Raw genomic sequence first — 13,547 nt, forward strand, 5'->3', positions numbered from 1 at the left:
TTTATGTCAGGATTTTACTGATATTTGAATGAAACAGAGCATTGGATTTATAATGTGCTGTTTCAATTTATGATTAGTAAATCCTTAATTTTTAAAAAAATGAAAGCAACCTTTAAAACCCTTGCCTGTGCAGCTGTTGCAGTAATTCTGGCAATTGCTTCCTGCACAAAAAACGAAACTCCTGAGCCTCAAGCCATCATCAAAGAGACCTCAAACGGCCTTCCAACGATTTTAGTTGACACCAGTTATCTGAAATTAAGGACGTATGGTGGGGATGGTCTTAAAATCAAAATACCGTGAATTGAAAGGTGAGGGGATAGGTTTTTATGCTATTTTCCATTAAGCATACAATTATGTAAATGAACCAATAAAACAACAAATCCCCAATGATGGGGATTTGGAAGGGAGATTTCTATAAGGTCTGATAAGGCTAAAATTGCTGACTAAAGTCCAGCTGCCCGATAAACTCTAGGACATCAGGATAAGATAGTAAGACTTTACCTGTCGCCAGGTTTTTCCAGGTTTTTACGTTGTTTTGATTTTCTGTTGCTAAAAACAGACTTTCTTTAAGTACGAACCGGCTGCCTAGAGGAATAAAAATTTCATACCCTGAGTACTGCGGGCTGTTGCCAATGAGGCGTTGCAGATTCCGGTCTGTCAATTGAAGCACAGGGCCAAAAAGCAGTTCCTGACATCCGCTTCCGGGTGCAGCATTTATGGCTACCAGATTTTTGTCATAACTGATCATGACTGTCTCTTTAGGTGCATCCGGATTGCTGAAGATGACCAGGTACTCTGTCGTTGCCAGCATCAGGGTTCTAGTATCTGGCTTGTAGTTAAGACCGTTTATTTTGATGACCACCGGGGAAGTGTCATTCAGACATAAACGCAATATTTTGAGTTGAGCCTCATCTGCCATAAAATACATGCTGGCAAATTCATCGTCGCCCAGCCTTTCTTGCAGATCTTTTCTGGCCTTACCTGTTATATTTTCGTAAAATGATTTTCCGAAACTGCCGGAAAAGGTAAATAAAAGGATAGAAAGGAGTAGTATTTTCATAATGTTAAAAAGTTATCATTCTTGACTGGTTGATTGCATATATTCTGTTGATTGTGGATGATTTGAACTCACCTTTCGCGTATTCGATCCAATAGGTGCACCCCTGGCAAGGATCTAAAGGATCCAACACTTTAAAGAATGTTCTTGATGTCTTAAAGAGGCTAAATAAACCTTTATCTTTTCCTATAATATACCCAACGATCAGCATAGCATGAAAATCATTAATTCCCTGAACATTAAATATGCCTATGACAGGATTACAGTTGTCTAATTGATTTTTCAAAATGTTCGTATTCATATTAATATGATATCTCGCATTCTGTAGCCCTTTAGATTGGAGATATTCGACCCAATTATCAATTGAACTCGAAGGAATTCTGATGTTTGTCATATCGATTGCCTGAGTGTAGCAGGCATCATTATGTACGTTGGTAGCACTTACAAGGGTTTCTGCAATCCTGTATTGGTAATCTACGGGCTTCTTAAAATAGGTTAGAGCCATCTGGCTTGTAGCCGCAAAACACCAGTGCGGATGCCTTTGTGGTATGACGTCGAGTTTTGCAAGATCAGCACATTTGTAAAATGAGGATTCGATAACTCGTAACTGTCCCCTCCCCAAAATTGGGGATAGCGTGTAAACGAGGAAAAAGAGTATTTTTGTGTACGATATTTTCATTATTTAAACATTTAAATTTTATCGATCATGTCTTATCTAAACTTGAATCTTAATCTTTTAAGTAACGAGCACAATGCGTTTAAAAATCTCCGTATCGGAAGACTCTTTGGCAAAAAAGTAGTTACAACTTCGTATGTTTTCAGCCGCGAAGAGGTTTTGCAGCAAATGGGTGGAGTTCCTGAATTTCCCAATTATTCGAATGACAAGCTCGAAGTTTTCATTACAGTTGAAAATGGCCAGATATTTGTTTATCTTGACGGCCAAAACAGTGGAGGTATTGGTGGTAACCCTCAAGGTGTAGCCAAGAGTCCTGGATGAAATATGAATTGGACAAAAATCAATGAAGTTTGTAATTTGGTATCGATGTTTACGACATTGATACCTCTTCTTTTTGCGTTCAAGGGGAGCCGTTTTTCTCTCCTCCATCAAATTCTCTTTTTTCATTTTAGTGTTGGTTTTTTGTTAGATGTGATCACTTTTTGTATTTATTTCTTCTATGATGAGAATTCCTACTGGTTGACGCCCTTTTACTACGCTAATTTTTTTGGAGTCGTCTCTTATTTTTTATTTAAAAGCACAAACATAGTTTTGCTGAAAAGAGCATTGCCCTGGATAATTGCTGTTGGCTTAGTGGTCCTTTTTCTACGCGTTTTTTGGTTTATCGGCCTGACAAAATACGATGCTCAGGCTTGGTTTGGTATTCAGGTCTATTTCATATGCCTGCATATCATCATCATGAGAAAAGAACTCTTCAAACTTAACATAACACCATTCAGGAATCCATTTTTCCTGATATCGGCAGGTTTTATTATCGGATGTGTCTTCCCACTTATTTCGGGGCTGCTTCAATATAAGTTGTATGAAACTTCTCCGGATTACTTTCAAATCTCATTGATTATACTGAATCTTTCCTTCGTCGTAGCCAATCTGATTATAGGCCGCGGGATTTACCTGCTCAGACCAACCTCATCTCCAAAGCCTTCACCACCGCTTCGGGGGCTGAGTTGACGTGTAGTTTTTCGTAAATATTTTTAACGTGACTGTGTACTGTATTGAAACTGATATCACAGGCATCGGCCACCATTTTATAACTCATGCCTTTGACCATGCACTGGAGCACTTCCTTTTCGCGTTGGGTCAGGGAAACGTAGGTCTGCTCTTTTTGCACAAACTGGTTCTGAAACATTTTCATCACCTTGGCCGCTATACTCGGACTCAGATGTGACCCTCCGTTGTATACATCAGTGACCGCCTGTACGTAGGTCTCTGCTTTCGGGTTTTTGATGATATACCCGTTGGCTCCGGCACAAATGGCAGCAAAAATCTTATCGTCGTCTTCAAAAACAGTCTGAATCAGCACCTTGACCTCAGGATTCACCTTTTTGATGGCCCTCATCGCCTCAATTCCGGACAGGTGCGGCATCTGGATGTCCATCAGCACCACATCGGGTTTATACTTCTTTACCAACTTCACCGCCTCGGTCGCATCAGCATAAGCACCCGAAAGCCACAATCCGTCTGTACCGGCCAGATAGAGCGAAAGACTTTCCCGCAGGTTCTTATTGTCTTCAAAAAGGAGTATACTTATCATTATTGGTCTAATTTAACGGCTGTATGATTAATTAACATTCATTATGTTGTATTTTTATTATACGGTAAAAGTAGTACCCAAACCGACGCCGGTAAATCCCCAATATTGGGGATAAAGCTAAACATAAAGCGTTATATTCAGCTGAGTGCCGTCTCCGGGAGATGACTCCACATTTACCTTTAAATCCTCTTCCTGACTGCGGATTTTGAAGTTTTTAAGCCCGTTGCCTTCAAATGACTGCTTAAAATCAAAACCCTTACCATTATCACTGATGGCTACTTTTACTTCATTTTCTGAATAAGTGATCATGCATTTTGCCCGGCTGGCCGACGAGTGCTTGGCGATGTTGTTGATGGCTTCTTTGTAAACAAGGTAGAGATTCCGTCTTTGTTCCATAGAGAAAATGTCCTTCTTCAGGTCCTTCTCCGATTCAAACTCGAAAGCAATGCCTCTGGCGGATAAGATCTCTGCTCCGAACGAGTGCATACGGTCTATGAGTTTCTCTGTAGAATCGTTCAGGGGATTAATAGCCCAGACGGTATCTTTCATCAAAGTCACTGTTTCTTCCGAGTTGCTGGTTATTTTGTCCAGGATCGGCAACAATTCAGGGTTTTCTGCCATGACCTTTTTTCTTAAGAGTTCCACAAAAATAGCGATGGAGTTAAGGTTGGAACCTACTTCGTCGTGCAAATCAGAAGCAATCTGGTTCCTGACATGGTGAAGCCTCAGTTTCTGGCGGATGTCATACATGAAAAACAGATAGATACCTATTCCGAGAATCAGGATGACGTAAATGGCGATCAGAGGCCAGAACCACCATTTTTGCCAAAAAGCCTGCTTGGCGATGATCCGCACACTGGTTTCCGACGACATCAGGCCGTCGCTTTCTGATTTGAAACGGAAAGTATATTCACCACCAGCCAGGTGCTGAAAATTGACTACAGGATACGAAGTTTTAAACCATCTGGACTGCAGCCCCTCAAGCCTGTAATGATAGAATACGGTATCGCCTTTTGAGGGTTCAAATTCAAATAAAAGCTGTTCATTGGAAGGTTCAAGATGAATAACCGGGGACTTTTTAAGATCATAAGGCTGGTTGTTGACCAATACCCTACTGAGACCGGGTCCGGCCACAGCATGTAAGCTGAAAAGTATAAAAATGAGTATTTTATACATATTCTTTTTAAGGTTTGGGTCACGTCTTCCAACCTGGTAAAATGCCCCTGCTTGGAAAATCAGCTTAAGTTTAATAAGTTTTTGTCAGCTTATTCATTAACCACCAGGATTTTTTATTCAATCAGGGGTTTTCAACATAAATTAAGCGGCTTATTCGCGTTCAAATCACGACTTGGCAGGGAAAATAAATCCTTTTTTATGATCACCTGCTGCCGGATAGGTGTAATCAGACACTGTCCGAAGCTGAACTCGGAGTGTTCGTTTTCGGACAGTTTCGAAAACAGGTATTATTTTAATGTATTAATAATCAATATGTTGTGATTTTGGCATACCGTTTGAATAAAAAGAAATACAAATGAATGAAAAGCTATAATACTTATAAAGTGCAGGGAGTTTAAAACCCCTGCACTTATTTAAAAGACGACACGAATTATGAAAAAGCTATTTATAAATAATTTAACATCAATGAAGACCGGACTTTTAATTATCACTTCCCTGATCAGTTTTGCCGGCATGGCTCAAAGGAATGTTTCACTGAGCAAGTCTGTCAACGACAACGGCAAATCGCTTCATATACAGATAGACGGTACTGTAAACGGCAAGCCTGTCAATTACAATAAATCTTTTAATGTAGAGGGCTTAAGCAAAGCAGAAAAGGAAGAATTACAAGGTAAAGTCCTCAATGAATTAGGTATTTCAGGTGTTTCTGCACCTGAGCCTCCCGTAGCCCCGGAGGCTCCCAGGCATGCGGCCGCGTCGAAGCCACCTGTGGTGAAATCTTCTGTAAACAACGATTTTGACCAGTCATTTGAGAGAACCAATGCCTCCGGAAATAGCAGGAATCAGGCTAAAATCAAGGGTTTCTCAAAAGAAGTGAGTTTTGACCCTAAGAGCGGTGTTTTATATATGAAATACAGTTTTTCTAAAGAAGGCGTCGAATATATTTCCGAAAAAACAGTAGATTCAGGAGCCGAAACCCCGCAAAAGAGGGCCAGGATAGTAGAAGAGTTTGAAAAAGAAATAGGATTGCCGCGTTAATCCGTACCGGGTAAAGTTAACCTACTTTAAAACCAACAGTGTCATGGCCAGAAATTACTTTAAGATCATCATCAGGAATTTTTGGAAAAACAGGACGTATTCATTCATCAATGTTTTCGGACTTGCCATGGGTATTGCCTCAGCCTTGGTAATTGTCATGTATGTCCGTGATGAGCTGGTTTACGACCGTTCTTTCAGCAAATCAGACCGCATTTACCAGGTAACGCTCGACGCCAAAATGGGGGAGACCGAAAGCCTGACTTCCAACACCCCGCCACCGGTCGGAAGCACCATGTTACAGGAGTTTCCTGAGATCGAAGCCTTCACCCGGGTTTTCAGACCTTACGAGGTAGTGGTCAACAACCCTGCTAAAAATACCCAGTTTATCGAAAAGGAAGTGCTGGCGGTTGACTCCAATTTCCTGCAGATATTTGATTATAAAATGCTGGCCGGTAACCCCCGGACCTGCTTTTCAGATCCGGATGCAGCCGTAATCACGGAAGATATGGCCAGGAAATATTTCGCCTCAGAGCCGGCCATCGGTAAAATCCTGCTTTTCAACGGAAATCCCGTCAAAATAACCGGGGTACTGGCAGAATTGCCTGCTCAGACTTCCATTCAGTTTAAGATCTTGAAGCCCATGAAATCCCTGCGGGTGACCGAAGCCTTTTCATGGAGCTGGGTTTGGCTGCAGATGGATACCTATGTTCTGCTTAAAAAGAACATTACTCCTGAGCAGGTAGCATCGCTCAACACCAGGTTCCCGGGCATGGTCAGCCGGTATGCAGTGGAGGCTTTTGAAAGAATCGGTCAGCCCTTTGAAGCTTTCCTTAAAAAAGGCGGCAGATGGAATTTTTCCATCAGACCTATGAAGGATGTTCATCTGTATTCGAGAGGTTATGAATCACGCATTGACAACCTTGGGGATATTCAGCAAGTGAGGATTTTTATGGTCATCGCCGTTTTTGTGATCATACTGGCCTGTATTAACTTTATGAACCTGACCACCGCCCGTTCGGTGAAAAGGGCCAAAGAAGTGGGTATCCAGAAAGCCCTCGGAGCTAACCGCTCCAGGATCATACTGCAGTTTTTTACGGAATCTTACCTTTATACCCTGCTTGCTACATTGGTGGCCTTGCTCTTCATTTCCTTGTTTATCCCTTATTTCAACCAGATTTCAGGGAAGAGCCTCGTTTTTGAAAATGTGTTTGAGCTGAATAACCTTTTGCTTTTAGCGGGTATCATTGTGTTTGTGGGCTTACTTTCTGGTAGTTACCCGGCATTTTACCTTACTTCTTTTAATCCGGTCAATACCCTGAAGGCCAATTATATCAAAACCTCGTTCAGCAGCAGGCTGGTGAGAAACGGACTGGTGGTTTTCCAGTTTACGGTTTCCATTGCCCTCATCATTTGCTCAACGGTGGTTTTCAATCAGCTGCAGTTTACCCGCAACAAAGACATGGGTTTTGTCAACGAAAATGTGCTGATTTTACCCAATATATTCGATATGCCGGGTAAAGAGACTTTCAGACAGGAAATCAGCAAAGAACCGGAGGTGGTCAATGCTTCTATCAGCACGGACATCCCTGCTGGCAGTGCTTTCGGAGATTTTTATGTACCCGAACCTGAAAATGACACAAGACCGGTAGCTAAAGACCTGACTCTGTATTCATATATGGTGGATGAACACTTTATTCCGACCACACAGGTCAGGATCAGGCTGGGGAGAAACTTTTCTGATACCGGCACCAATGATTCAGCGAGTGTGATCCTGAATGAAACGGCCGTCAAAGCTATAGGCTGGCAAAATCCGCTGGGACAGTATCTCAGGTATCCGGGCGGAGACAATACCAGGTTTAAAGTAATTGGAGTGGTCAAGGATTTTGATGCACAGTCTGTCCGTGAGGCCATTACGCCGTTTGCATTGTTTCATAAGAGTTCTAAAATGAACGAAACCCCGAAGAACTATCTGCTGGTTAAATCAACCGCCGGTGGTGAAGCGAAACTGCTGGCAAAAGCAGAAGCTAAATGGAAGAAATTTATGCCTGAAGTGCCTTTTTCGTATTCTTTCCTGGATAAAAACTTTGAAGCTTTATACCGTTCTGAAGAAAAAACAGCTAAAGTACTCGGCATTTTTACCTTCCTGTCGATTGCGGTGGCGTGTTTAGGTTTGTTCGGGCTGATCGCCTTTTCTGTCGAGCAGCGTACCAAAGAAATCGGTATCCGTAAAGTGCTCGGAGCTTCAGTTTTCGGCATCACTTCCCTGATTTCAAGGGACTTTGTGAAGCTTGTTTTCATCGCTTTGCTGACAGCCAGCCCGATAGCCTGGTATTTTATGAACGAATGGCTGAATAATTTTAAATATAAAATCACGATAGAATGGTGGATTTTTGTGATGGCAGGTACAGGAGCCATTGTCATTGCCCTGGTTACGATAGGCTACCAGGCCGTCAAAGCCGCCATGATGAACCCGGTGGACTCGTTTAAGAGTGAGTGAATGAATTTTGAATGAATGAATTTTGAATGATAGAATGCCTGCCCGACCTGGGCTTCGCCCCGGGCGGGATTGAATGATTGATTGGATTTTGGGTAGGGATGTTGTATGCAACGTCTGAGCTTATCGCCATATTTGAACGATAGAATTTTTAACAACTAGCAGAGATACGAAAACTTTTTCCGGTCTCCTTTTTCCAGATAACAATGATTCTAAACTATCTTAAAATCGCCTGGCGTAACCTGACCAAACGCAAATTTTACTCAGCGGTAACCATTCTCGGTTTATCGGTGGGAATGGCTTTTACCTTGCTGGTTACCCAGTATATCTGGTCAGAAGTCAGGGTCAATACGGCTCTGAAGCACCAGGATCACCAATACATGGTCCGCTCAGAATGGAAGAAAAAGGAAATGGGCCTTGAACAGACCTCCATTGCTCCCCTGGGCGAAGCTCTCAAAACTTCTTATCCTGAACTGGTCAGCAATTATTACCGATTTGACGCGGTTACGACCGTGGTTTCAAAAGGCGATAACCACTTCAGGGAAGATATCCAGATCGGAGATTCCACCATCCTGCGGATGTATGGATTTCCTTTGCTGCATGGTGATGCAAAAACAGCTTTTGATCAGCCCAATTCCGTCGTAATTTCCACAGAAACGGCCAATAAGTATTTCGGTAAAACCGATGTCGTGGGTCAGACCTTGTCCATAGATTCATTTTCCGGAGAGAAAAGGGATTTTATGATCACGGGTGTGCTGGATGAATTGCCCTTCAATTCGATTCTGAACATGTTTCATGAACATGATCCCATTCTGATGTCTGAATCGTCCATGGCGTTTTTTGACCGTGGTAATTTTGACGGCTGGGACAATCTATATGTGGTTAATTACATCGAACTTAAGGAGGGAGTTAAGCCAGCCGATCTCGATCAGCCCATTAAACAACTGATGAATACCCATGCTTCAGAGCAGGTCCGTGATAACCTCAGCGTGAAACTGATGTCCCTTCAGGACCTTTACCTGGATGCAGACAACGGATTGATCAGAAAGACAGTGACCACACTCAGTATTGTGGCCTTTTTCATCATGCTGATGGCCATCGTCAACTTTGTCAATATTTCAATCGGCAGTTCATCTTCGAGATTGAAAGAAATCGGTGTAAGAAAAGTTCTGGGGAGCTTAAAAGGCCAGGTCATCAGGCAATTTCTGACAGAATCTGTACTGATAGCCTTTTTTTCCTTACTGGTTTCCTTTGTGATTTATGAATCATCCAGGAGCTTTTTCAGTGAAGTCCTGGGCAAGCCCATCGTCTCGCTGTTCACTGGTTCTCCTTATTTTATCGGGGTAGCGATGGTGCTGACCCTGATTACCGGTGTGCTGGCGGGCATTTATCCTGCTTTTATATTATCTTCTTTACCTTCTATAGAATCCATGAAGGGAAAGTTCAGATCCGTCAAAGAAAACGTTTTGTTCAGAAGGATACTCGTGGTATCCCAGTTTACCATCGCTCTGTTTGTTTTCGGAAGTGCTGCTTTCATTTCGCGTCAGGTCAGTTTCTTCTTTAATAAAGACCTGGGCTATTCCAAAGAATCGGTTTTATCTGTGCCTGTGCCCCGCGACTGGACACCGGAAGGCACCCGTAAAATGGAGACCATCCGCCAGGAACTGGCTTCATTGCCTGAAGTGAGCGAGGCCAGTTTTTCATACGAAATCCCCAATGGCAGATCAGGCTTCAGTGCAGGGTTTTATCTGCCAGGCCAGGACTCGACCCAGGCGGTTTTTGCCCCGGTTTTACAGACCGACGAGAAATTTGCCCCGACCTACCAGATAAAGACGGTAGCCGGAAAGTTCTTCGGCTATGCAAATGATTCTCTAATCCGTGACAAAGTGGTGTTCAATGAAGCAGCCGTCAAAGCCCTTGGATTTAAAAATGCTGAAGCGGCCGTCGGCCAGACCATCAGGATGCAGACTGCCGGCAGCCCGATGACGATTGATGGCGTGGTAAAAGATTTTCATTTCGAATCCATGCATCAGAACATCCGTCCTGTGGCGTTTCTTCATGTAATGGGTACCAACTATTACCGGTACATGTCGATCAGGCTGAGTTCAGGTGATCTGCCTGCGGCTTTGGCTTCTGTCGGTAAAAAATGGAATCAATTGATGCCCGGTGCACCGTTTGAATATAAATTTATAGATGACAGCCTTCAGCAGCTGTATGAGTCAGAACTCAGGCTTCGTAAGGCATCCCAGGTGGCTACCGTTCTTTCGATAGTGATTGTTTTGCTGGGTGTTTTGGGAACCGTGTCGCTGAATATCGCAAGAAGGACCAAAGAACTCGGCATCAGGAAAGTGCTGGGGGCATCGGGGGGCAGTATCATCATGCTTTTCCTGAAAGAATTCATGATCGTACTGGGCATAGCCATAGTGGTTTCCTTTCCGATGGTTTATACTTTAATAGGGAAATGGCTTAAAAACTACGCTTACAGGGTAGACATCGACTGGGTTACCCTGTCGGTAGTGGGTGTGGCTTTCGGAGGGATAGTAGCCCTCCTGGTAGGGTTCCAGACCCTGAAAGCTGCCCTTGAAAACCCGGTGAAGTCTTTGAAGAGCGATTAGGAGCTGGAGACAAGGAGGACGGAGAAAGGAGAACGGTCTTACTGTTTTACGTCTGATTTTAATGCAACCATGGTGCACAGATTATTAAATTGATAAAAGAGGAGGTAATAGAAAAGGAATTGTTTTCCATTTCTCCGTTCTCCTTTTACCAAGGAGAGTAAATAAAGAATTTTAACATTAGGAAGAGTTTTTGAAAATGACATTTTCCGTTTTCCATTCCTCCTTTTTCCAAATAATAGAAATGATTAAAAACTATCTCAAAATCGCCTTCCGGAACCTGTGGAAAAACAGGTCCTATGCTTTTATTAATATTTTCGGGCTTTCTATTGCCTTCGGGTGTGCCATCCTGTTGTTTCTCACGGCACATTTTGAGTTTACCTTTGATGATTTCCAGGCCGGTAAGGACCGTATTTTTAAGGTTTATTTCAAGATCAATCACCCTGAAAAAGTCGAATACAGAGCCAACCTGCATACGCCCCTGACGCCTGCTTTAAAATCAGAATATGATGCTGAAATCAGGTACGCCACCCGTTTAATGGGAGGTGGAACACAGGTCGTGAAAGGCGAAAAGATCATCAACCAGGACCTGGAATATGTAGATAAGGATTATCTTAAAATGTTTTCTTTCAAAATGATAGAAGGCGATGCTGACAAAGCACTGGACGGCGTGAATAATGTGGTGCTGAACCAGGAAACGGCCGAAAAAATCTTTGGAGAAGCCGAGGCTATGGGACAGACCATCAGCCTTAATTTTGGCGGTAAAATTGAGAATTATGTGGTGACGGGTATCATGGAAAAAGCCCCGCTAAACTCTACGATTGATAACAATATGCTGTTGAGATTTGAGAAAAATCCGGAGTATCAGAATACCAAAGATCAGTGGGACTCAGACTACCATGATATTTATGTTCAGCTGGCAGACCATGTGAAACAGGATGTTTTTGAGAAAAGACTGAGGACTTTCACCGCGAAATATTATAAAGAATCGATTCAGCAGCTTAAAAAAGACGGGGCACAGCCTGACGAAGCAGGGGAGGTAAAAAGCCTTAGATTCCTGCCTTTGCCTGAGGTGCATTTCAATAAAAACGTAGGGGGCGGTGGAGCCATTGACGCGGCCTATCCTTACATTCTGCTGATCATCAGCGGTCTGGTTATTCTTATTGCCTGTATTAATTTCATCAATCTGTCGATAGCCCGTTCGTTGTCAAGAGCCAGGGAAGTAGGGATGAGAAAAGCCCTGGGGGCATTGAAATCCCAGATCCTGGGTCAGTTCTGGGGCGAGGCGTTTATCATCTGCCTGATGGCTTTTGCTCTCGGAACCCTCATTGCTACCAGCCTGATGCCTGCCTACAACGGCTTGTTCAAAAGCCATCTGAGTTTCGGAAGCCTGCTGGACCCTGTCGTCATAGGTCTGCTGGTGCTTGGGTTTCTGCTGATCACCTTTATTGCGGGTGGTTATCCGGCCATGTCGGTGACGAAGTTTAACACCGTGGAGGTGCTGAAAGGAAAAGTGAAAATCAGTGCACGTTCCGGAGGGATCAGAAGTTCACTGATCATAGCCCAGTTCAGTATTGCCATATTGCTGATGACCTGTACGATGATCATCTGGAAACAAATCAATTATCTGCAGAATATGCCCCTGGGCTTTGACAAGGAGCATGTGGTGAGTATTCCCGTGGGCGTGGGCGTTCCCGGCGAAAAAATACTGGATTTTATGCGGAATGAGCTGGCAAATGATTCAAGAATCCTGGATATCTCGGGAGCTGACATCAACATAGGCAGGGGCAAGGACGGCTCAGGCTACAAATCGGTTTTCGGGTTTGAAATGGGTGGAAAGAGCTATAAAACCAACGGATTGAATATTGACTACGACTATACCAAAACCCTCGGCCTGAAGATTATCGCTGGCCGGGATTTTTCAAGGCAGTTTGCTGGAGATAAAGACAGGTCAATTGTCATCAACGAAACCATGGCGAAGCAACTGGGTTTTAAAGACCCGATCGGACGAAACATTCCGCTGGGTGACAGCCTCGGTAAAAACATCGTGGGTGTGGTGAAAGATTATCATTTCGAATCACTTAAAGCGAAGATTGAGCCTATGACTTATTTCCTTCAGAGTGATTTCGGGATAGCCTATATATTTGTGAAAGTGGCACCGGAAAGCCCTGCTGAAACGATGAAAGTGCTTGAAAGGGCGTTTAAGCAGATAGCCCCGAAAGCTGAATTTATGCCTTCTTTCCTGGATGAAAACACGAATAACCAGTATAAAAAAGAAGAAAGGATGTCCCAGATCGTCATGAGTGCTGCCATTCTGACTATTTTGTTATCCTGTCTTGGATTGTTTGCCATCACGATCATGATCATCTCCCAGAGAACCAAGGAAATCGGGATCAGGAAAGTGCTGGGAGCCAGCATTCCGAACCTCGTCGGACTCCTGTCAAAAGACTTCCTTTCGATGGTGTTGATTGCCATAGTCATCGCTTCGCCGGTGGCCTGGTACCTGATGAACAAGTGGTTGCAGGATTATGAGTACAAAACGCAGTTGTCGTGGTGGGTTTTTGCCGTCATAGGAGTGGTGACCCTGATCATTGCTTTCTGTACCGTGAGCTTCCAGTCGGTCAAAGCCGCCCTGATGAACCCGGTGAAGTCGTTGAAGAGCGAATGATTGAATGATAGAATGACAGAATGATTGAATAAATTTTGAATGCCCCGGCCTGGGCTTTGCCCGGGCGGGAGTGATGAAGGATTTGTGGTAAAGACGTGCTACGTCTGTTTTCCACACGATCGACGCCCGATCATTCTTTGAAGCCGAAGTTAAGCCAAAAGCTGACGGCAGGCTAATTTCAGAATTATACCTTGAAAGAAAACAAAGCTGACAGCTAACCGCTGACAGCTAA

The 13,547-nt window shown here is 43.5% G+C and carries 10 protein-coding genes; 6 read left to right on the forward strand and 4 right to left on the reverse strand.

The genetic code is table 11. The annotated features are described in order from the left end of the window. The first annotated feature begins 99 nt into the window (after positions 1-99). The gene (locus GVN16_RS08525) at positions 100-300 is read left to right on the forward strand and encodes a hypothetical protein (protein WP_166563441.1); all 201 of its coding nucleotides are present in this window, start codon (positions 100-102) and stop codon (positions 298-300) included. 130 nt (positions 301-430) lie between these two features. On the opposite strand, the gene GVN16_RS08530 is transcribed toward GVN16_RS08525, so the two are convergent. Both GVN16_RS08530 and GVN16_RS08535 read right to left on the reverse strand, forming a co-directional pair. Next, positions 431-1,060 (reverse strand): hypothetical protein, encoded by a 630-nt coding sequence (locus GVN16_RS08530; RefSeq protein ID WP_166563442.1) that lies wholly within the window; start codon positions 1,058-1,060, stop codon positions 431-433. A gap of 4 nt (positions 1,061-1,064) precedes the next feature. Continuing rightward, positions 1,065-1,736 (reverse strand): C39 family peptidase, encoded by a 672-nt coding sequence (locus GVN16_RS08535; RefSeq protein ID WP_166563443.1) that lies wholly within the window; start codon positions 1,734-1,736, stop codon positions 1,065-1,067. A 27-nt stretch (positions 1,737-1,763) separates the two neighbouring features. Between GVN16_RS08535 and GVN16_RS08540 the strand changes: the two genes are divergently transcribed. After that, positions 1,764-2,054 (forward strand): hypothetical protein, encoded by a 291-nt coding sequence (locus tag GVN16_RS08540; RefSeq protein WP_166563444.1) that lies wholly within the window; start codon positions 1,764-1,766, stop codon positions 2,052-2,054. A 637-nt stretch (positions 2,055-2,691) separates the two neighbouring features. Here the strand turns inward: GVN16_RS08540 and GVN16_RS08545 are convergent. Together GVN16_RS08545 and GVN16_RS08550 are read right to left on the reverse strand one after the other, a co-directional pair. Further along, positions 2,692-3,327, reverse strand: coding sequence for a response regulator transcription factor (locus GVN16_RS08545; protein WP_166563445.1), 636 nt, complete (start codon positions 3,325-3,327; stop codon positions 2,692-2,694). A gap of 117 nt (positions 3,328-3,444) precedes the next feature. Further along, positions 3,445-4,503 carry a sensor histidine kinase gene (locus tag GVN16_RS08550; protein WP_166563446.1) on the reverse strand — a complete coding sequence of 353 codons (1,059 nt, stop codon included), beginning with the start codon at positions 4,501-4,503 and terminating at the stop codon, positions 3,445-3,447. A gap of 465 nt (positions 4,504-4,968) precedes the next feature. On the opposite strand from GVN16_RS08550, the gene GVN16_RS08555 reads away from it, so the two are divergent. From GVN16_RS08555 to GVN16_RS08570, 4 genes are all read left to right on the forward strand, one after another. Beyond that, complete coding sequence (locus GVN16_RS08555; RefSeq protein WP_166563447.1) at positions 4,969-5,541, forward strand: hypothetical protein; 573 nt, start codon at positions 4,969-4,971, stop codon at positions 5,539-5,541. Between the two features lie 43 nt (positions 5,542-5,584). Beyond that, positions 5,585-8,038: an ABC transporter permease gene (locus GVN16_RS08560; RefSeq protein ID WP_166563448.1), complete on the forward strand. Its 2,454-nt coding sequence runs from the start codon at positions 5,585-5,587 to the stop codon at positions 8,036-8,038. 203 nt (positions 8,039-8,241) lie between these two features. Further along, on the forward strand, positions 8,242-10,650 hold the full coding sequence (locus GVN16_RS08565; protein WP_166563449.1) for an ABC transporter permease: 2,409 nt from the start codon (positions 8,242-8,244) through the stop codon (positions 10,648-10,650). A gap of 241 nt (positions 10,651-10,891) precedes the next feature. Next, on the forward strand, positions 10,892-13,315 hold the full coding sequence (locus GVN16_RS08570) for an ABC transporter permease (RefSeq protein ID WP_166563450.1): 2,424 nt from the start codon (positions 10,892-10,894) through the stop codon (positions 13,313-13,315). The last annotated feature ends 232 nt before the right edge of the window (positions 13,316-13,547 follow it).

This window comes from Emticicia sp. CRIBPO, from assembly GCF_009905725.1.
Lineage (GTDB): Bacteria > Bacteroidota > Bacteroidia > Cytophagales > Spirosomataceae > Leadbetterella.